The organism is Alteromonas sp. BL110 (assembly GCF_003443615.1).
In the GTDB taxonomy this organism is placed as follows: domain Bacteria; phylum Pseudomonadota; class Gammaproteobacteria; order Enterobacterales; family Alteromonadaceae; genus Alteromonas.
Map to the genome: position 1 here is coordinate 453,830 of NZ_CP031967.1, position 20,340 is coordinate 474,169.

General features: G+C 44.6%; 18 protein-coding genes. 10 read left to right on the forward strand and 8 right to left on the reverse strand.

The genetic code is table 11. The features are described from left to right. The 5 genes from rsxC (at position 1) to D1814_RS02050 (ending at position 6,352) form a co-directional block, all read left to right on the forward strand. Positions 1–2,877 (forward strand): electron transport complex subunit RsxC, encoded by a 2,877-nt coding sequence (gene rsxC / locus D1814_RS02030; protein ID WP_118489865.1) that lies wholly within the window; start codon positions 1–3, stop codon positions 2,875–2,877. Continuing rightward, positions 2,874–3,959, forward strand: coding sequence for an electron transport complex subunit RsxD (gene rsxD, locus D1814_RS02035; protein WP_118489866.1), 1,086 nt, complete (start codon positions 2,874–2,876; stop codon positions 3,957–3,959). The genes rsxC and rsxD overlap by 4 nt, the downstream gene beginning before the upstream one ends. Then, positions 3,959–4,813, forward strand: a complete 855-nt coding sequence (locus D1814_RS02040) for an RnfABCDGE type electron transport complex subunit G (protein ID WP_118489867.1) — start codon at positions 3,959–3,961, stop codon at positions 4,811–4,813. The genes rsxD and D1814_RS02040 overlap by 1 nt, the downstream gene beginning before the upstream one ends. A 1-nt stretch (position 4,814) precedes the next feature. Continuing rightward, entirely contained in the window at positions 4,815–5,507 is a 693-nt protein-coding gene (locus tag D1814_RS02045) for an electron transport complex subunit E (RefSeq protein ID WP_118489868.1), read from the forward strand. A gap of 122 nt (positions 5,508–5,629) precedes the next feature. Further along, positions 5,630–6,352, forward strand: coding sequence for an endonuclease III domain-containing protein (locus D1814_RS02050; protein ID WP_118495283.1), 723 nt, complete (start codon positions 5,630–5,632; stop codon positions 6,350–6,352). Between the two features lie 68 nt (positions 6,353–6,420). Here the strand turns inward: D1814_RS02050 and D1814_RS02055 are convergent, their stop codons facing one another. Further along, complete coding sequence (locus tag D1814_RS02055) at positions 6,421–7,227, reverse strand: hypothetical protein (RefSeq protein WP_118489869.1); 807 nt, start codon at positions 7,225–7,227, stop codon at positions 6,421–6,423. 196 nt (positions 7,228–7,423) lie between these two features. On the opposite strand from D1814_RS02055, the gene D1814_RS02060 reads away from it, so the two are divergent. After that, positions 7,424–8,839, forward strand: coding sequence for a M20/M25/M40 family metallo-hydrolase (locus tag D1814_RS02060; protein WP_118489870.1), 1,416 nt, complete (start codon positions 7,424–7,426; stop codon positions 8,837–8,839). 261 nt (positions 8,840–9,100) lie between these two features. On the opposite strand, the gene D1814_RS02065 is transcribed toward D1814_RS02060, so the two are convergent. Both D1814_RS02065 and cspE read right to left on the reverse strand, forming a co-directional pair. Further along, positions 9,101–9,280 (reverse strand): hypothetical protein, encoded by a 180-nt coding sequence (locus D1814_RS02065; protein ID WP_118489871.1) that lies wholly within the window; start codon positions 9,278–9,280, stop codon positions 9,101–9,103. Between the two features lie 167 nt (positions 9,281–9,447). After that, positions 9,448–9,660 (reverse strand): transcription antiterminator/RNA stability regulator CspE, encoded by a 213-nt coding sequence (gene cspE, locus D1814_RS02070; RefSeq protein ID WP_118489872.1) that lies wholly within the window; start codon positions 9,658–9,660, stop codon positions 9,448–9,450. A gap of 856 nt (positions 9,661–10,516) precedes the next feature. On the opposite strand from cspE, the gene gloA reads away from it, so the two are divergent. Next, positions 10,517–10,912, forward strand: coding sequence for a lactoylglutathione lyase (gloA, locus tag D1814_RS02075; protein WP_118489873.1), 396 nt, complete (start codon positions 10,517–10,519; stop codon positions 10,910–10,912). 72 nt (positions 10,913–10,984) lie between these two features. Beyond that, positions 10,985–12,217: a glycerophosphodiester phosphodiesterase gene (gene glpQ, locus D1814_RS02080; RefSeq protein WP_232368958.1), complete on the forward strand. Its 1,233-nt coding sequence runs from the start codon at positions 10,985–10,987 to the stop codon at positions 12,215–12,217. Between the two features lie 37 nt (positions 12,218–12,254). Here the strand turns inward: glpQ and D1814_RS02085 are convergent, their stop codons facing one another. Next, complete coding sequence (locus D1814_RS02085; RefSeq protein ID WP_118489874.1) at positions 12,255–13,127, reverse strand: flagellar protein MotY; 873 nt, start codon at positions 13,125–13,127, stop codon at positions 12,255–12,257. Between the two features lie 340 nt (positions 13,128–13,467). On the opposite strand from D1814_RS02085, the gene rnt reads away from it, so the two are divergent. Continuing rightward, positions 13,468–14,103, forward strand: a complete 636-nt coding sequence (gene rnt / locus D1814_RS02090) for a ribonuclease T (protein WP_118489875.1) — start codon at positions 13,468–13,470, stop codon at positions 14,101–14,103. Positions 14,104–14,178: 75 nt separating this feature from the next. Here rnt and D1814_RS02095 read toward each other — a convergent pair whose 3' ends face one another. Then, on the reverse strand, positions 14,179–14,784 hold the full coding sequence (locus D1814_RS02095; RefSeq protein ID WP_118489876.1) for a peroxiredoxin: 606 nt from the start codon (positions 14,782–14,784) through the stop codon (positions 14,179–14,181). 285 nt (positions 14,785–15,069) lie between these two features. Here D1814_RS02095 and D1814_RS02100 point away from each other — a divergent pair, with 285 nt between their 5' ends. Beyond that, a complete protein-coding gene (locus D1814_RS02100) occupies positions 15,070–15,264 on the forward strand; it encodes a bacterioferritin-associated ferredoxin (RefSeq protein WP_118489877.1) in 195 nt (64 codons plus the stop codon). Positions 15,265–15,405: 141 nt separating this feature from the next. Here the strand turns inward: D1814_RS02100 and D1814_RS02105 are convergent, their stop codons facing one another. The 3 genes from D1814_RS02105 to D1814_RS02115 all read right to left on the reverse strand — a co-directional run bounded on the left by D1814_RS02105 (position 15,406) and on the right by D1814_RS02115 (position 20,192). Beyond that, entirely contained in the window at positions 15,406–18,336 is a 2,931-nt protein-coding gene (locus D1814_RS02105; RefSeq protein ID WP_118495285.1) for a TonB-dependent receptor, read from the reverse strand. 241 nt (positions 18,337–18,577) lie between these two features. Next, positions 18,578–19,633, reverse strand: coding sequence for a FecR family protein (locus D1814_RS02110; RefSeq protein ID WP_118489878.1), 1,056 nt, complete (start codon positions 19,631–19,633; stop codon positions 18,578–18,580). 1 nt (position 19,634) lies between these two features. Next, positions 19,635–20,192 (reverse strand): RNA polymerase sigma factor, encoded by a 558-nt coding sequence (locus D1814_RS02115; RefSeq protein ID WP_409049197.1) that lies wholly within the window; start codon positions 20,190–20,192, stop codon positions 19,635–19,637. Positions 20,193–20,340: the final 148 nt, after the last annotated feature.

The following is a 20,340-nucleotide window of genomic DNA, read 5'->3' on the forward strand; positions in this document are numbered from 1 at the left end:
ATGTATCCAAGCTTTGATTCAATTATAGAAACCCTTGAAACGGGGAAGATGTACTCATTTCCAGGTGGTGTACATCCTGACGACAAAAAATCACTTTCTAATACGTCGGCAATTAAAAAACCGTCGTTGCCTGAGTTATTAATAGTCCCACTGCGACAGCATATCGGTTCAGACGGTATATGCTGCGTAGAAGTTGGCGATACCGTGTTAAAAGGGCAAGTTCTTTCGCAAAGTTCCTCCCCTTTTTCGGTACCTGTACACGCGCCCACGTCTGGAGAAGTCGTCGCAATAGCGCCGCATGTTGTCGCGCATCCTAGTGGCTTGACAGAAATGTGTATTACGATACGCCCGGATGGTAAAGACACATGGTGCGACCTATCTCCAATTGCTAACTATGGCGATATAGATAAAAACAAGCTAATCGAAGCCATTTGCCAAGCAGGTATCTCAGGAATGGGGGGCGCAGGCTTCCCTACCCACATTAAAACCTCAACATCCAAACCCGTTGAGTTCCTCATTCTAAACGGCATTGAATGCGAACCTTATATCACATCTGATGATCGCCTGATGCGCGAACATGCCTGGCAAATACGCCAAGGTTTAGACATTCTGACTCACCTTATTGGACCTAAAGCAATTGTAGTCGCGGTTGAAGACAACAAGCCCGAAGCGTTTGAGGCACTTAATATTGCCTGTCAGGATAAGAAAGACTATCGCGTTGTTAGCGTTGAAACTAAATACCCTGCTGGCGGTGAAAAACAGCTTATTCAGGTACTGACTGGCCGAGAAGTACCAAGAAATGGTTTGCCCGCCGATGTAGGCGTGATGATGTTTAACGTGGGCACCTGCTATGCCATTGCAGACGCTATTTTGCATGGTAAGCCGCTTATAGAGCGTATTGTTACTGTAACTGGTGAAGCAGTTAAATCCCCTAGTAACTTCAGAGCACTGTTGGGTACGCCCGTCTCTCATCTATTAGATGAATCAAACTACAATCCGAAAAAACAGAGAGCGCCCAAAGTGATTATGGGTGGGCCTATGATGGGCTTTACATTGTCAGACGCTACTATACCTGTAGTTAAAACCACAAACTGTTTACTGGTTCCGGCCAAAAAAGAGCTCGTAGATGATAATGCAGAGCGCCCATGCATTCGCTGTAGCGCGTGCGCCGATGCTTGCCCTGCTTCACTGCTTCCCCAACAAATCTTTTGGCACGCCAAAGCAAAAGAATACGAAAAAGCCGAAGAATACGACCTTTTCGACTGTATAGAATGCGGCGCGTGCGCATACGTCTGCCCCAGCGAGATCCCTCTGGTGCATTATTATCGCCAAGCTAAATCTGAAATACGCATCCAGCGCGATGAAAAGAATAAGGCAGAAAAGGCAAAGCAGCGATTTGAAGCACGTAAAGAGCGCTTAGAGCGAGAAAAACTTGAGCGTGAAGCTAAGCATAGAAAAGCAAAAGAGGCGCGTTTAGCCGCAAATAAAGCCAAAGAACAAAATGCTGCAGCGGTGGATAATGTAAATAGCGCGGTTGATGCTGGTGCAAGTGAGGCGAAAGATAAAGTAGCGGCGGCATTAGCTCGCGCGAAAGCGAAAAAAGCGGCAATGCAAGCCAAGGCTAAGGACGAAAGTACACCAGTAAACGCTGACGAATCAAACTCAGTGGCAGAGGATAAAAAAGCCCAAGTAGCCGCTGCCATTGCCAGAGCAAAAGCCAAAAAAGCAGCCCAAACTCAAGGTTCAGATGAAGCCAGGAACGCCACTGAGCCTGCAGCTCTGGCATCATCACCAGTAGATGATAAAAAGGCCAAAGTAGCCGCAGCTATCGCCAGAGCGAAAGCGAAAAAAGCAGCTCAAGGTGGCCAGCATTCAGATGCGTCAACAGAAAACCAAGCGGGTTCTCAAGACGAAAAAATTGCTGGAATTTTAAATACTGAGCCCTCAAATACTGAACCTTCAAAGACTGAAACTAACTCAGACCTATCAGTTGAGGAACAGAAAAAAGCGCGAATTGCAGCGGCAGTTGCTAAAGCAAAAGCGCAAAAAGCCGCTAAAAATAACGCAAGCGGGCAATCTGAGCAGACTACGCCCAGTAAACTAGGCGAGCAACAAGACAATCAGTCTAAAGAACACCTAGGTGAAATGGATGCTAAAGATGAAAAGCAGGCTAGGATAGCTGCTGCCGTTGCTAAAGCTAAAGCCAAAAAGGCAATGTCGCAAAAAGTAGAAGCATCTAGCCCTGTTGGTGAAGCTGACACAGATAGCCAAGACGTTAACTTGCCAAAAGACGCAAATCCTCAAAGCACCAATGGCCAAGATAATAGTGCTCAGAATAACAAGGCTCTAGATTCATCTAGCAACTTGAGCGAAGCGGAACAGAAAAAAGCCCGCATTGCTGCCGCCGTGGCGAAAGCAAAAGCCAAAAAAGCGGCTAAACAGGAAGGTAATTTAGAAGATAATATAAAAGGCGAGCAAGTAGATGCTAACAATAGTGACCTCAGCATAGAGGCTGCTCCAACGCAAAAAGCGCAGGATGTATCCAACACGCCCAATGAGAATACTAACGACGCCCCATCTACAAGTGAAGCTGACGAGAAAAAAGCGCGCATAGCTGCCGCCGTTGCAAAGGCCAAAGCAAAGAAACTTGCTCAAAGAGGTAATGACGATTTAGTAGCCTCACAAGATACTGCTGAACAAGAAAGCCACAAGGAATATGAGCAGAGCGAATCGCCTAATGAAGCAGAACAAGTAACAAGCGTGCAAGCAACTTCTCAACCCACTGCCCAAGATGAAAAGAAAGCGCGTATAGCAGCAGCCATTGCAAAAGCAAAAGCGAAAAAAGCGGCGGCTGAACAAGAGAAAGAATCAGAATGAAGTTAAGTTTATCGAGTTCACCACACCAACGGGTTAAACGCGATACCGGACAGGTCATGCGCATGGTCGTTTACGCCATGATCCCAGGCATGATAGCCCAATCTATTTTTTTTGGTTGGGGCATGCTTATTCAAGCGGTTATTGCGGTAGTAAGTGCACTGGTTATTGAAGGGATTATTTTATTTTTAAGAAAGCGCCCTATCGAACGCACGCTTACTGATTACAGCGCGGTTTTAACAGGCTTATTAATCGCTATTAGTATTCCACCTACTCTGCCGTGGTGGATGACGGTCATTGGAGTATTTTTTGCGATCGCGGTTGCTAAACAAGTCTATGGCGGACTTGGCTTCAATATTTTTAACCCCGCTATGATAGCCTACGTGGTTTTACTTATTTCATTCCCGGCAGCCATGAGCCTATGGCTCCCTCCTACAACCCATGCTGGTGTTACGCCAAGCTTCTTTGACTCGCTATCATTGATATTTACAGGCTTTACTACCAGCGGCTACGATGTTACTCAGCTTAAAACTATTGCCGATGGTGTAACCATGGCTACACCGCTAGACACGTTAAAAACTGACTTAACGCAAGGTGTTACTTATTCAGAGTCTTTAGCTAAACCGATTTTCGATGGCGGTATATTCGACGCTGCTGGTGCAGGATGGGGGATGGTGAGCCTAGCCTATTTACTTGGCGGTCTTTACCTATGGAAAACCCGTGTTATTAGCTGGCACATCCCAGGTGGCATGCTGCTAAGCGTATTAGTTTGTGCATCACTGCTTCATTTAGTTAACGCCGATTATTATGCTTCACCACTATTCCACCTATTCAATGGGGCAGTAATGGTAGGCGCTTTCTTTATCGCAACCGATCCGGTTTCAGCGTCAACGACCCCAAAAGGCCGAATTATATTTGGGGCTGCGATTGGTTTTTGGGTAATTATAATACGCACGTTTGGTGGTTACCCCGATGCGGTAGCGTTTGCGGTGATCATTATGAATATGGCGGTACCGCTTATTGACTATTACACCCGCCCCCGTGTTTACGGTAAAAATGTGGGCAAAGGCCGAGGTAAGCAGTAATGATGAAAGAAAGCTTGGCCAAAAACGGCCTTATGTTAGGCGCGTTTGCTGTTGTTACCACAGCGTTGATAGCGTTAACCTTTTTCGGCACTCAAGACAAAATTGAGCAACAAAAGCAGCAAAAGCTTCTAAGCGTACTTAATGAAGTTGTGCCCAGTGAATTCCACGACAATGCCCTTTACGCCAACTGCACAGAAGTCGAAGCCCCCGAACTGGGCATAAAAAAAGCCCATAAGGTATACCGTGCCACGCTAAACGGCGAACCTAGCGCGCTCGTGCTGGAAGCCACCGCTCCAGATGGTTATAGCGGTGATATAGATATTGTTGTCGGTGTAAAAGTAGAGCTACATACTGGCAACCATAAACAACAGAGTATGCAAAACGACGCCCGTAGCGGTGAGGGTGAAAACCTCAATACCTCTGCACTACCGCTTACCGATATGGCAAAGCTCGACGCAAGTTCTCCCGAAATGAATACGCCTGAAATAAAAGCGACCAATATGAGAGTGCTTGGCGTACGCGTAATCGAACATAAAGAAACCCCTGGGCTTGGTGATAAAATAGAGCTTGCAGTAAGCAATTGGATCACAACCTTCAGCGGCAAGTCTTTCTCACCAGATAATTTAGCTCCATGGCAGGTCAAAAAAGATGGTGGCGAATTTGACCAATTCACAGGTGCTACTATAACGCCAAGAGCGGTAGTCACAGCCGTACGTGAGGCTTTACTTTACGCTCAGGCTAACCAAAATGCGCTATTCACCGCCCCTAACACCTGTGCAACAACAGATTCGGTTGAAACAATAGATGCCGTTAACGTGGATGAAACGCAACCTCATAGTGTAGAGGAGTTATAACATGACTGACTTTCACGATCTGTCTTTGCAAGGGCTTTGGAAGAACAACCCAGCGTTAGTGCAGCTGTTAGGATTGTGTCCCTTACTAGCTGTTACTGCTACCTTCATTAATGGTTTAGGGCTAGGTCTCGCTACCATGTTGGTGCTAATTGGCAGTAACGTTACCGTTTCACTCGTTCGAAATGTGGTGAGAAACGAAGTTCGTATTCCTGTTTTCGTTATGATTATTGCAGCATTTGTTACCATTGTTCAGCTTCTAATGAATGCCTACACCTACGACCTTTATTTAGCGTTAGGTATTTTCATTCCACTGATTGTAACTAACTGCGCCATTATAGGTCGCGCTGAGGCCTTTGCGTCGAAAAACGGGCCCCTTGCGTCCGCATACGATGGGCTTATGATGGGCTTAGGTTTTACTGCTGTATTAGTTGTACTAGGCGGCATGCGAGAAATATTGGGTGCGGGTACGTTATTAGCGGGTGCAGATAGGCTATTCGGACCCATTGCTGCGAACTGGACTATTACACTGTTCAACACAGAAAACCCATTCTTACTTGCCATATTACCGCCGGGTGCGTTTTTAGGAATGGGACTTCTTATTGCTATTAAAAACAGCGTAGATGCCAAGTTAGCAGCTAAGCAAACATCGCCTGCGGTGAAAGCTGAGCGCGTGCGCGTCACTGCAGAGAGTTAAATCATACTATATTTGTTAGCATGGCTTGACGGAGTAAGTGAAAACTTCAGCAAATGGCGCAAACGTTTCCACTTAAAAAATTTACACCTTGTTTAGCGACCATATTAAAAAAGTATATAGAAATGAATGATGTAGTTAAGCCGGCAAAGCCGCTTTCTAAGCAGGAAAAAGTAAAAGAAATAATGAGAATTTTGGATGACCTTTATCCAGAAATTCCTATTTTTTTAGATCATAAAGACCCATATACGTTACTCATTGCGGTTCTATTATCGGCACAATGTACTGACGAGCGCGTTAATCAGATTACGCCAAAGCTGTTCGCTCGCGCAGATAACCCCTACGACATGGTGTTAATGAGTATTGAAGAAATACAAGATATTATCCGCCCTTGTGGATTATCGCCTATGAAGTCAAAAGGCATTTGGCATTTGTCCGATATGATCATCAAACAACACAATGGTGAAGTTCCAGCAAACTTTGAAGCGCTGGAGGCCATGCCTGCTGTAGGCCACAAAACAGCCGCGGTGGTTATGTCTCAAGGCTTTGGTATTCCTGCGTTCCCGGTAGATACTCATATTCACCGCTTAATGTACCGCTGGGGGTTATCGAACGGAAAAAGCGTAGAGCAAACAGAGCGCGATGCAAAACGCCTGTTCCCTAAAGAAAGATGGAACGACCTCCATCTGCAGATTATCTTGTACGGCAGAGAATACTGCCCTGCCCGCGGTTTTGATTTAAATAAGTGTACTATTACCCGTGAATTCGGCAGAAAGAGTTTTATCAACGAAGTGCTGAAAGAACAAGAGAAAAAGCAAAAATTGGCGCTTAAGAAAAAGCGTAAATAGAACTTAAGGCAAGCCTCTAAGGTTCAACCAAGGAGTCTATAGACTCCTTGTTCATGTATCAGATAACGCTAATCTTGAGGGCTAAATTGGCGAAAAGCATAAGCTCTTGATGAAGCCTCTGTTGCTATGACAATACCATTTCCCTCAACAATTGAGTTTTGATATTCAAAGGGAAATACACCATAAGCGAGAAGCCCTTCATATTCGAAATCTTCAAAGCAGGTCTCCGCCTTAATCGTAATATCGAAAAGTGACCTGATCCCGCTAATTGGCTCTACAGAGCCTGAGTATACGCAACCATTAGTATCTGAACCGCTGATCATACCTTCGTTATCGATAGCAAACGAACGAGTATAAGCGCCAGCAGACCAAGAACTTGAATAATTGCCAGCAATATCGATAAGTGAAACATCCTCGGTAGCGCCCACCTTGTAGGCAGAGAAATCCAGGGTAAGATCCGATACTGTCGCTGAGCCTTCTAAACTGTCACCATTCGCTGTGAGCTGCATTGTGCCATGCTTAGTCATGCCTTCTCCTGGATACAGCATGGTATCATCAGAAGTAAAGGTATCTTCGCTTATGTCGCCGTGAGCAATAAGCGTGTCTCGCGAGGCCTGTGAAAATACAATAGTCTTACCCTCAGAGGAGACCGCAATAACAATCTCTTCTTGCCCATCTTCAACTGTTGAAGTTTGCCCAAACCATACGCCTAGTACTGAATCTGGCCTTACTACACTGTCGTTATCATTTGAGCTACCGCCACATCCAACAAGCAAAAACGCACAAACCAATGAACCGAAATAAGTCTTATCGTTGATAATGCGCAAGAAGTCTAATGTTCTATTTTTGAAATAAGTATAGAGAGGTATTTTCATATTTACTTTCCTTGTTATTTTTCCTTTTTAAAAGGTAACATTATTTTTAACAACCAAGTAGACCTGCTTTGCGATTAACTTACTACTTCGGCTTGTGGTTTACCTCGAAAGCACACCTCAATTTGGCTATGATAAGCACGTCATATTTTTGCTCACGCAAATAAACAAAAATATAAAAATAATCCACGGAGAACACATGTCCCGATTGAATAACATCGCTAGGAATCTAGCATTTGGTGCACTAGTAAGTGCATGCAGTTTCGGTGTTTTTGCTGAAACTTCCCCCATTACTGACGAGCAAAAGAAAAATGCGGAAACGCTAATTCAAAAAGCGCTAAAAAGTGACTTAGGCTATAGCATCGTAGAATCACTAACCACAGAGATAGGCCCACGACTAGGCGGTTCGGAAGCTGAAAAGCGAGCCAGAGACTGGGGCGTTAAGGTAGGAGAGCGCCTCGGATTTGATAAAGTGAGTATTGAAGAGTTTACCATGCCCTTCTGGGACAGGGGTCACTTACATATTTCACTTACTTCACCATACATGCAGCCCCTTTACGGCACAGCGCTAGGTGGCGCAGCGCCTTCAAAGAGCGAGATCAACGCTGACATTGTGTATTTCAGAGACATTCACGCGCTAACCGCAGTCAAAGACGGCGCGCTTAAAGGCAAAATTGCGTTTGTCGATGGCGATGCCATGGTAAAAAGCCAAACGGGTGCGGGCTATGGTCAAGCTAATCAGCGTCGACGCATTGGTTGGCAACATGCGCAACGTGGTGGCGCTGAAGCTTTAGTTGTACGTTCGGTAGGTTCAGACTCTCATCGCTTCCCTCACTCAGGCATGATGAGTTCAGACGGAGATAACTGGGCAGACATCCCTGTTGTTGCTATTTCGAACCCCGACGCTGATCATTTACGACGCCTACACAATTTAGGAAAACCACTGTCGTTATCGCTCCACTCTGAGTCAAAGTGGAAAGGCGAAGTAAGCAGCGGCAACGTAATACTGGATTTAGTAGGCAGTGAAAAGCCTGAAGAGATTGTACTTATTGGTGGCCACTTAGATAGCTGGGATTTAGGCACCGGCGCTGTTGATGACGGCGCGGGCGTTGCTATCACCACAGCGGCAGCCGCATTAATTGCATCACTGCCTGAACGCCCTAAACGCACCATTCGTGTAGTTATGTTTGGCGCTGAAGAAGTAGGCTTGTTAGGCGCATTTGCTTATGCAAAACAGCATGAAAAGAACCTTGCTAACCACGTACTTGCTACAGAGTCTGATTTTGGCGCACAAACAATTTGGCAACTTGTTTCGAATGTGAATCCTAAAGCAACTGTACTGGTCGATGAAATCGCAAAGATCCTATCACCTCTGGGTATAGTTCGTGGTGGCTCAGACGTTGCCGGTGGCGGTCCAGATATTATACCGCTAGCAGCGAAAGGCGTACCTACTATCCGGTTAAATCAAAACGGACGAGATTATTTCGATCTTCATCACACGCCTGATGATACGTTAGATAAGATTAACCCTGATGAACTGGCGCAAAACATCGCAGCTTATGCAGCGAGCATATACTTGTTAGCAGATTCAGACGTTAACTTAAAAGCGAAGTAGTAATCACAGATCATTTCTACATGAGCAACGGTCAGTACACACTTGTGCTGGCCAGTGCTTTACTTATCACCGCACATATACTCATTTAATTAGTTTTGACACGATTTAACGCCGTTATTCTCTTTTGGATTACGGCAAGCTTATAAAGCGTTTAAAACTTGAATAATTATGAAGTGCGCATTTTATGGTAGATACTTTGTATAAGGCTTGCGGTTTTACATTAGCCAATGTGTATCCACTATTTGAAGCACTGAGCGATAATTAGTTAGCTTGCATAAGCTGGGCAACAAATCGCTTCGCTTCTTGCCTTGATGATAACTCTACATGCTGATAAGTATTCGCATGTTTAAAGGCAACGGACGTTTTGTTAATAGAGATATTTGAAATTAACGCACCTGGAATAGGGCTGTTAAACATAGAGATAGGGTTTTGATATTGCATATTAAATACTTCTTTATTGATATTGTTTGTTTTGAATTCCTCGCAGGTTGGGTTAAGAAATCTAAAAACGAAAATTAGGCTCGTTTTACGCCGCTTTGCGTGTAAAAGAGCCCATCTTTGCGGGTTATCTCAAATGGGAGAAATAACCCGAAACAAGCTTACAGATCTTAAAGAACTGATACGTTAGCAGCTTGTGGGCCTTTTTGGCCTTGTTCAACTTCAAAGCTAACCGCTTGACCTTCAGCAAGAGTCTTGAAGCCGTCAGAAGTGATTGAACGGAAGTGTACGAATACGTCTTTGCCACCAGCTTCAGGAGTAATGAAACCGAAACCTTTTTCTTCGTTAAACCACTTAACTGTACCGTTTACAGAATTAGACATAATAATAACCTTTTAAAAAATTGATGTAATGGTGGAAGCCACCGAATAGCAATAGACATAACTAAGCTAGTAAAGCAGTTGTATATCTATCTAGAACTTCAACTTGAAGGTATAAAGAAAGGTACAGCGCAGTATTAGGTAAAGCATAAAACATATCTAGAGCGAGCGAGACAATACAGATAATTTGTCAGGATGTCCAATTATTTCGGGATTATTTTTTAAACACTGCAATCTTACCCCACTATTATGGCGACTATGGCGACCATGAATTTATATGTTTATACAAGTCGGATATTAGCCAGGTTAACCTTATCCTTTTATAGAACTAGGTTTTAATAAGGCAAACATGTAGTCAAAATAAGGTAAAACCGCCATTGTGACAGGCTGCGGCAAAGGTTGGGTAAAACTATTACACATCGTCTATTAGATGCAGGAATGAAAGTTGCCATCGGCGAACGCACTGAAGAAACGATAAACCAGACCACTGAAAAGTTAGATGCGCTATCCCCTGATAAAGAAATTGAGTAAAAATGTGATGTATCAATGCATGTTGAAGTAGAGAGTTTTGTTGAAATGCTGGCCTACCTGTTAAGCTAGCCACGTCGCCCTAAATGATAATATCGGCATGTGGGGCTTTTGATACGTTTAAGTGGAATTGTAAAACTGTCTTAAAGCGTTAACATTTCCCCATTATCATAGCGTGTCGTTTGCGTTTACCAACGAAAGTACTCTGCAGGGCTTTGTCTGGATGGAGTTCTGTGCAGCTAGAGTTCTGGATACTTGTGTCAACTGCAAACGCGCACTTACAATGCAGTGTACCATCGGGTAATTCTGATGGTTCAAATAGGAAATAGTTATGCGAATGCTTCACACCATGCTTCGAGTTGAAAACTTAGAGGCTTCACTTCACTTCTACACCTCATTGATGGGCATGCGCCTTCTCAGACAATCAGAAAACAAAGAGTATGAGTACACCCTCGCTTTTGTAGGATACGGAGAAGAGACCGATAGCACTGTGTTAGAGCTTACCTATAACTGGGGTGACAACACCTATGATAAGGGTAACGCGTACGGCCACATCGCCATTGAAGTAGACGACATCTATCAGTTTTGTGAAAACTTAGAAGCAAATGGCGCTGAGGTGTATCGTAAACCCGGCCCTGTAAAAGGTGGCTCTACCGTCATCGCTTTTGTTTGCGACCCAGATGGGTATGCCATAGAACTTATTCAAAATAAGTCTATTTCACTATAGCAGCACGACGTCGCCAATATCTTTTAAGCGCTTGTAACATAAGCTTTCTGTGAAATGTACGGAATAAATAAGATGGCGATAAAAGTAAACACATGGAGTGGCAGTCACATGCTAGGTAACCGCTTATTATTTTCTTTAAACTGGGTAAGCAAGGGTATAGCGGGTTCGTCGAACCAGCTCAAGCTGAGATTAAAGGGCAATGCTAGGTTGCGCAATAGATACACGACTAGATTGGCATCGTTACTACCTGCTTTGGTGGTGCTATTTACAGGTTCCCTTGCCTCTGAGAGTGCGTTTGCAGCTGATGCTACGAATAGTAAAACCTCGCACGCTGAAGCAGAACATACCACTAGTGAAAAACTGCATTTTACCGTTATCGCCCATCGCGGTGCTTCTGGCTATTTGCCCGAACACACCCTTGAAGCAGCCACGCTAGCGTTCTCGCTGCGTCCTGACTTTATAGAGCAGGATGTTGTTATAACCAAAGATGACATCCCCGTTGTACTGCACGACATTCACTTGGAGACAGTCACTAATGTAGAAGATATTTTTCCAGCGCGCCACCGAGAGGACGGACGCTATTACGCCCGTGACTTCACCCTCGAAGAGCTTCGAGCATTGCGGGTACATGAGCGTGCCAACAGTGATGGCAAACAAGTTTTTAAAAGTAGGTACCGCGGCTCCCAGGCTAATTTTAAAGTGGCCACGTTAAGTGAACACTTTGAGCTAATCAGCGAACTTAATCGCCAATTCGGTACGTCTGTAGGCGTATACCCAGAAGTAAAGTCCCCTGCTTTTCACATTACTGAAGGTATTGATGCCAGTAAGATGGTTATCGACACATTAAAAAACTACGGGTTTGCGGGAGAAAACGGCAATAGTTACCTGCAGTGCTTTGACTTTAACGAGGTCAAACGCATTCGTGAAACCCTTGGGTATAAGGGCAAAGTAGTTATGCTGATTGGCGAGAACGATTGGGGCGAGAGCGACACCGACTACGATTGGCTGCGTACACAAGATGGCATGAAGCAAGTCGCGAAGTATGCAAACGGCATAGGCCCTTGGTTAGGCCATTTAATGGATACCAAGGCTATGGCTAAAGGGAAAGTAGAAGCAGCTAGTTGGGTTAAGTACGCTCACGATAATGAACTTACCATTCACCCCTACACTTATCGTCAGGATGCGCTTCCAGCGGGCATGTCTGGAGAACAAATTTTAGATGTATTGCAAAAAGATATTCGAGCTGACGGCGTTTTTACCGACCATTTAGTGCCTGTATTAACCTGGCGAGACAAAACAAATTAACGCAAGTTAAACGGGTTTAAGGCGCTTTAGCAAGCGCCTATGACTTGGATAGTCGTACCACTACGCGCCTGTTTTGCGCGCGGCTTTCTCGCGTATCGTTTGGCGCGATATGACGTTTTTCACCGTGGCCTGTTAGCTGGATCCTATCTTCAGGTACACCTAGCGTAGTTAAATAACTTTTTACTTCATTAGCCCGTCGAATAGACAACTGTTCGTTATTGTAACGGCCACCGTAGCTGTCCGTATAACCATCAAGAAGCACAAGCTCTAGTTCGCTGTCCTCTTTTAAATATTCGCCTATCATGGTTAAACGCTTTTGCGAATACTTAGTAAGTTCCGTGCTGTTGTTCTGATAAGACAACACCGTGTAGGCAATGTCATCAAAACTAAAAGGCAGCAAATTCGACACGCATTTAACGAAGTCGCGATACACGCCTGAGAAGTTGCTCGCGTTCAATGCCACACTTACCTGGTCGTACTTGTTATACCAATCTTGGTAATAAATCGTGGGCCAAAAGCCTTTTTCTAATTCAGATAACATGGTCCATGCAGCATCTTGCGGCAGGTCGCCGTTGTATTGCTTGCGAATAGACATATCTGCAATGGTCTTTGGCGCCACACCAGGCATCCATTTCGGTGGAACAGAGTAAACCGCAGCTACATCAAACTTGTTTGGTAGCATATACATATCTAACTCAAATTCCATGTTGAGCTGTTTTGACGCAGAACTTGTGAACATGGCTTCGCCGTAACCAGGCAATTCGTGGTTAAGTGTACATTGCAGGCGCGTGTCAGTATCAATACGCCAGTTGGAGCTTTCTATGGTTGCAGAATATTGCCGCATGGCAGCATGGGACGACAATGACCCCACCATCCCCAATAAAGCGATATATTTTAATTTCGACACCATTTCGACACCATAACGAAAGTCAGATTAACATAGATGTAGGCCTTTCATACGCCCACCAATCTCTAAGAGCCATAAATTGTACCCATGCGCTTTAAACCGCAAATTGAGTGTTTGAAAAATTCATGGTTAATAGGATTATCGTCCAAAGTGTAGAAAAGTTTAGCGTTTAATACCATTAGCGTTTCGTACTATTAGCGCTTCTCATCTTCGAGGTTTTCAAATTGAAACTGGCAACTCGAAGATATCCTTGCGATAATTCTGTCTGCTAATACGTTTCGCAGGTAGGTTCGCATTTAAAGCAGCCGACCAGTTTCTGCAATCTAGTCTTACAAGAGTGTTTATGTCTGCCAACCCTCCCCTTCTTTCCCAGCGCTTTCGAGGTTATTTTCCCGTTGTCATCGACGTTGAAACGGCCGGATTTAATGCAGGTACTGACGCCTTATTAGAACTAGCAGCAGTTACAGTGAAAATGGATGAAGACGGAATACTGCATCCTGATCAAACCTTTCACTACCATATAGACCCGTTCGAGGGCGCTAATCTTGAGCCTGCAGCATTAGAATTTAATGGCATTGATCCGAATTGCGCATTGCGAGGTGCTATTGAGGAAAGCGAAGCCATGAAGGATTTATGTAAAGGCATTCGCAAAGCACAGAAAAATGCAGATTGTCAGCGTTCCGTTATCGTTGCTCATAACGCAACTTTTGATCAAAGCTTCGTTAATGCTGCCATTGAACGCTGCAATATAAAGCGCACGCCCTTTCATCCATTTGTTTCCTTCGATACCACCAGCCTTGCTGGCCTTGCTCTCGGTCAAACTGTGCTGGTAAAAGCGTGCCGGGCGGCAGGCATATCGTTTGACCAAAATGAGGCGCACAGCGCACTTTATGATGCACAGAAAACCACCGAGCTATTTTGCTATATGGTCAATCGCTACAAGGCGTTGGGTGGCTGGCCTGTGGAAGATCAAGAGTAGTTTTTTTCGATAAACGCCATAAACAGAAACAGCGCCAAAAGGCGCTGTTTTCTTATTATCTTTGAACAGATTAGCTTATAGTTTATCTGCTTCTTCAGATAGGTACTTAGCTACACCTTCAGGTGATGCGTCCATACCTGATTTACCTTCAGTCCAACCTGCAGGGCAAACTTCGCCATGCTCTTCGTGGAACGCTAGTGCATCAACCATGCGAAGCATTTCGTCAACGTTACGACCAAGAGGAAGATCGTTTACTACTTGGTGGCGTACCATACCTTCTGCATCGATAAGGAATGAACCGCGGAAAGCAACACCATCTTCAGGGTGCTCAACATCATATGCTTGGCATATGTCGTGTTTTACATCAGCAACAAGCGTGTATTTAACTGGACCGATACCACCTTGATTTACTGGGGTATTTCTCCACGCGTTGTGTGAAAACTGAGAATCAATTGAAACACCAATTACTTCAACACCGCGCTTTTTAAATTCGTCAAAACGCTTGTCAAAAGCGATAAGCTCAGACGGGCATACAAAAGTAAAATCTAGCGGGTAAAAGAATACAACAGCTTTTTTGCCCTTGATTGCTTCACTTAGTGTGAAAGAATCTACGATTTCACCGCTACCAAGTACCGCAGCTGCAGTAAAATCAGGCGCTGGGCGGCCAACTAATACACTCATGAGTCTCTCCATTTATATTTGGATTGTAATAATAGAAGTGATTACATTGCGTAACCACTTTGATAGGAAATTTCCTCCTCAGAAAATAGGTACGAATAAAGAAATAACAATATTAAACAATGAGTTTTTTTACTGCTCGTACCAATAATACTAGTCCGCATAAATAGTTATCCAGATATTACCCAGTCATTACCTAATTGCGGTTTATTAAACTTGCCATTATCTGCTTGCCAAAACAAAGAATAACAATTATTATCATTTACAGATTCATTTGGAGTACGTTTAATGTTTGTTTGCATGTGCTATGGGGTAACAGATAAAAGCATTCGCGCGGCGGTTGAAGAAAACGGCGTGGGAAATGTGCGTGAGTTACGCCAACATTTAGAGCTAGGCTCACAGTGCGGTAAGTGCATCAACATGGCGCAACAAATTATCGATCAAACCATCATTGATGAGTCACTTTTCAAAAACGTCGGCTAATATTAAAGTCCAAGGCTAAATAGCACAGCCTTATTGCCGAACACGTTTTGCCTATCTACTTAAGCTAAAGCTTTATTCATCTGGAAAAGCTCGGTTTTGCTCCCTCACCTTTTCCCAAATTAGCTCCGTCAACACTATTAGCTATTTAAAGCGATACTCCACACCCGCATAGTAAAAAGCGCCGTTAATGCCGCCCGGCGATGTTGGTGGATAAAGCGCCCCCACCTCTCCTTTAAACGGGTTTTCATCTGGCAACGCATCAAACACGTTTTGTGCGCCAAGTGTTAGCTGAATGTCAGGTAAAACGTTCCAAGTGAGTTGAACGTCGAAAGTGGTTAGAGCACTGCCGTAAATATCCAAACCAGCCGAAGCATCAAGATGGTCTTCATAAAATTTACCGTAGTAATTTAACCGCCAAGTAAATGCCCATTCGTTTTTTGATTGCTCCAGCGTAATACTACCCCGATGAGCCGGAAGGTTGTCTTCTAACATACGTACCCGTGCCTCAGTTAAGTTAGGCAGTAGCGTGATTACACCATCGGTTAGCACAGGATACAAAGATACACGTTCAACTTGCGTGTCTGTCCAGTTGTAGGCAACTAACACTGAGTTTGACCAGTCGTTTAACGCAAAGCTGTAGTTAACAACTAAATCGACCCCCTGTGTTTTAGTATCAAAATCATTCGTAAAATACTTAGCTGAATTGTATCGAGCCGCATCTGGGCGCCCTTGAGCAATAAGCGCATTAACGTCTTTATCGGTTAAAGGAATGGCCGATGTAGTACTAATACGATCGATAAGGCGAATATTAAAATAGTCAAGCGTAGCAAAGAAGTTTTCACCTGCTTGCATAACTATGCCCAAGCTAAAGTTTACTGATTCTTCAGGCGTCAGCGGGGTGGCCCCAAGCTGCTGAGAGATAAGGTCGGTTGGAGGCAAGGTTGCTTGGTCTTCTAAACCATTAACACCATAGGCAGTGGTCACGTTTATAACGTTGCTTTGCCCCACCGTCGGTGCTTTAAAGCCCGTATTGACAGAACCTCGCAGTGCAAACTCTTCGCTAAGTGTGTAGCGCGTACTTAGCTTTCCATCGAAAGTCGACCCGAAATCACTGAAATGCTCTACCCTCGTTGCTAGACCAAACTGCCACGCTTCGGTTGCATAAAACTCCACATCAGCATACGCTGCCCAGTTGCTGCGACTCCAGTGACCAGCAGACTGAGGCTGATAACCTGGAAAACCGTTAGAGCCTATTGAGAAGCCTTCACTTAAGCCTATCGGTGGCTCTAAAGCGAATGGGCCTGCAATATACGAGGCTTCATCGCCCGCTTTTTGGAAATACGACTCTTTTCTCCACTCGACACCTGCTGCTATGCTCACCGGGTCCTCAAAAAAAGTCTGGATCAGTTTCGTAAAGTCCAGATTAAACGTGCGCTCTACTTGCGATACCCCGCCTGGCGAAAAGGTCGTTGGGCTTAGCGGGCCCAGCGAAGGATTGACCGTATTTGATATGGTGTACTCAATATCGCTATAGCCTAAGGTAGCACTGATATCCATCGCCCAACCGTGACGCAATTCATGTTTTATACCCATTGCAAGAGAAGCATCGGTTATCGTCCCTCCGAACCGAGGAGTAAAACCACCCGGGAACCACTCATTGAAGGCAAAGCAGTTTGCACCAAGTGCTGTAGTGTTATCGGCAATAAGCTGGTAGTTAGAGTCCTCTAGTACGTTGTCATTCGATAAGGAAATTGAAGGGCACGCTATACCGCTGTTTAGTCCATCTAAATCAGCAACAATAAGGCGGCTTTCGCCAGTATTTGGATCCGTTCGGCTAAAAACACCTTCGCGAGTTTGCGGGTTTCGGAAATAAAACCCTCCGTTTATTTCTCTTCTCGCAGCGGTTGCAAAGCTATAAAAATGAGACGTTGTCGAAATATCGCCACCTGCATTGAGTGCGAGTTTAATATCCTCGCTAACATCTAGAGCTCCCCAAACTTGAGATGGCGAGGCAATAAAGCTATTTCCTTGGTCAATTAGCGATTGAGCATCGTCTCGCTGTAACGAACGCGACGTGCCGTTTTGCTGTCGGTATTCCGCAGTGGCGTTAAAAAACCCCGACTCTCCTAGCGCAAAGCCTTTATTAAGCTGTATTTGAAACAGTTCACCATCGCCCTCGCTGTATCCTCCGACTTTAAGCGCAACGCTCCCTCCCTCACGGTCATCTTTTAGCACAAAATTGATCACACCAGCGATAGCATCTGAGCCATACTGGGCAGACGCCCCGTCTCGCAGTACTTCCACTTGTTTTAACGCATAAGCAGGTATAACGGATATATCGGGACCTTGAGCACCATCAGATAGTCCCCCGCCTAAAAACGTAATGACCGCGGAGCGATGGCGTCGCTTGCCATTTAATAGGAGCAAAGTGTGATCTGAAGACATACCTCTTAAATTTGCTGGCCTCACTAAGCTGCTAGCGTCATTGATGGGCTGGTCGTTCACGTTAAGTGAAGGCACCATAACGCTTAGCATGGAAAGAACGTCGCTATTGCCCTGTGAACTTAGCTTATCGGCTCCAATAACATCAAGAGGAACCGCCGAGTCGACTGCACTTCGCGGCGCGTTACGAGAGCCAACGATAGCAATTTTTTCAAGCCCATTTTGGCCCTCGTCATCAGGCTGTTCATCATCATCAGGCTGTTTATTTTGTGCTGTTAGCGATGCACGGGAACGAATACTCAGCGCCCCATTTTCGTCGGCTACCACCGCCAATTCTGTTCCTTCAAGAAGTTGAGCCAATGCTTCACTTAAGGTAAACGTTCCTTCAAGCGCATTGGTCGTCACTTTTTTCGCCAAATCAAAAGGAAACAAAAGTGTCGTATTGGCTTGTTTAGCTAATTCAGTTAAAGCTTCGTTAGCGTTTTGTGCTGGAATAGAGAAACTAAACGCATCGGGTGCTAACACCGGAATGGTTTCTGAAGGTGGGGGATTTTCTGAGGGTGAATAGCCCTCGTCTTGCGCATAAAGTAACTGTGTCGTGAACAAAAACAAACATATACTAGAGGCAATGTCTAACGGCGATGCAAGCGTAAAGCGAGAAAACCACGCCGTTTTTTTATGCGAGACACTACTAGCCGAACACGCAAGGGCATGCAGCTTCTCTATTGCCTTTTTGGTTTGCCTGCTTATCGCTAAATTGCCGTAATGCAAGATGTATAATCGATGTACTTATTATTTTAGTTATATTGTCACATTAAATAAATTGATGCCAACAGGGAATCACCAATAGCACCTATCTATGAAATCATATTTATCTTTTCGCTAGCTTAAGCTCAATGCTAGTTTCTGTTACTTTCTCATAGGTAATATTAAAGCTGCTTTCCAGTGCCGACAACAAGCCGTCTATATCACCCACTTTGAAATAGCCCGCCACTCTGCGCTTACGCAGACTATCGTCAGAGATATGAAAACGAACTGGCGTGTATCGCCCAATTTCCAGAAGCACAGATTCAAGAGGCTCGCCTTTAAAGACAATCATGCCCTGCTGCCACGCTAAATCATCATCAATCTCATCTTGCGACATACTTTCTCGGGCTTCTACCTTACCCAAAACAGTCGCTTTCTCGCCTGCGAACATTAGCAGACCTTCTTCTGTAACAGGGCGCTTACCAAACAATGATTCATTTGAAGATGACGCTTTAAAGCGATCTTTTACTAACACTTTGCCATCGGTAACAACAAGTTCAAATGCATTGTCGTCGACATACTGCATGTTAAACGCGGTACCTACTGCGGTGACTGTATTATTTCCAGCGGTAACGGAGAAGGGGCGCGTTTTATCGTGAGCGACTTCAAAGTGAGCCTCGCCTTTCAAAAGCACAATATTACGTGCACTTGATGTGAAATCTACCGTTACTAAAGAGTTGGTGTTTAGATGTAGCTGCGAACCATCGGATAAGGTTACATTTTTCTGTTCGCCAACCCCCGTTTGAAATTTTTGGCTAACAGCAGCAAATTCAGGCGCGCTATTAAGCCAAGTGCGCTGAACAACAACGCCGACTGCGATTGCCATGACTAAGAAAGTGGCAGCAATACCCCATACAGCGTTTTTCGGTAGGGCACGCCTTTTGGTGGTATGTTTTGCTGTTGGTTGTGGGAATAAGCCGCTTAATTCATTAAGCACCGACATATCGTCCCACAAGCTTGCCGCCTCTAATAAAGCTTGGCGATGAGCATTGCTCTCTGCCAACCAAGTGTCTAGCTCTACTTTTTCGTCACTTTTTAAACCGCGATCGAGACGGCTTACCCAGAGGCACGCTTGCTCTTGGATATCTTCTTTACTTGAAAACTGGCGAATATTGTTCATGTTAACTACTGCTTATGTCCTGAGTCGCGGTAGCAGTTGCACGGGGAGATGCACTGTCGTTTGAAAGCTCTGCTAAATACCTAGAGCACATCATTAAACCTTTGGCGACATGCTTTTCTACGGTGCTTTCGCTTAGCCCCACAAGCTCTGCAATTTCTTTTTGTCGCATGCCATATACTTTCTTAAGCAAAAATACGCGTTTTACATCAGCAGACAGCGTGTCTGTCGCTCGGCAAAAATGAATAAAGCGCTCTTTACTCTCTACATTTTTTTCTAAACTGTGCCCCACTAGTTCGTAAGGCAAAATGTCCATGTCGTCCAGCTGCTTGTTTTTGTTTTCTGCTTTTGCAACATGATTCAGCGCTAAGTTACGCGCTGTCTTGAGCATATATGTCCGCTCATATTGTATTTCTTGTTTTAATTCTGCTTCGTAGCTTTTTATAAAAGCTTCCTGCACGATATCTTCAATGTCGTCGGCGCCAACAATAGAACCTACCGCGCGCATTAACTTCGAACGGTATTTTAAAAAGGTTTCAGCTACTGTCGACTTTCTTGTCATAATAATAAAAGTTGTGTGTTTCGAATTGCTTACAATGGCATCAATAATGCCTGTTTCTTCATGACTTTTCACGCAAATGATGTTCGATATTGAAAATAAAAGGGGAGCTAACGCTCCCCTCCACGTCGAAACAATTGTGAAAGTTGTT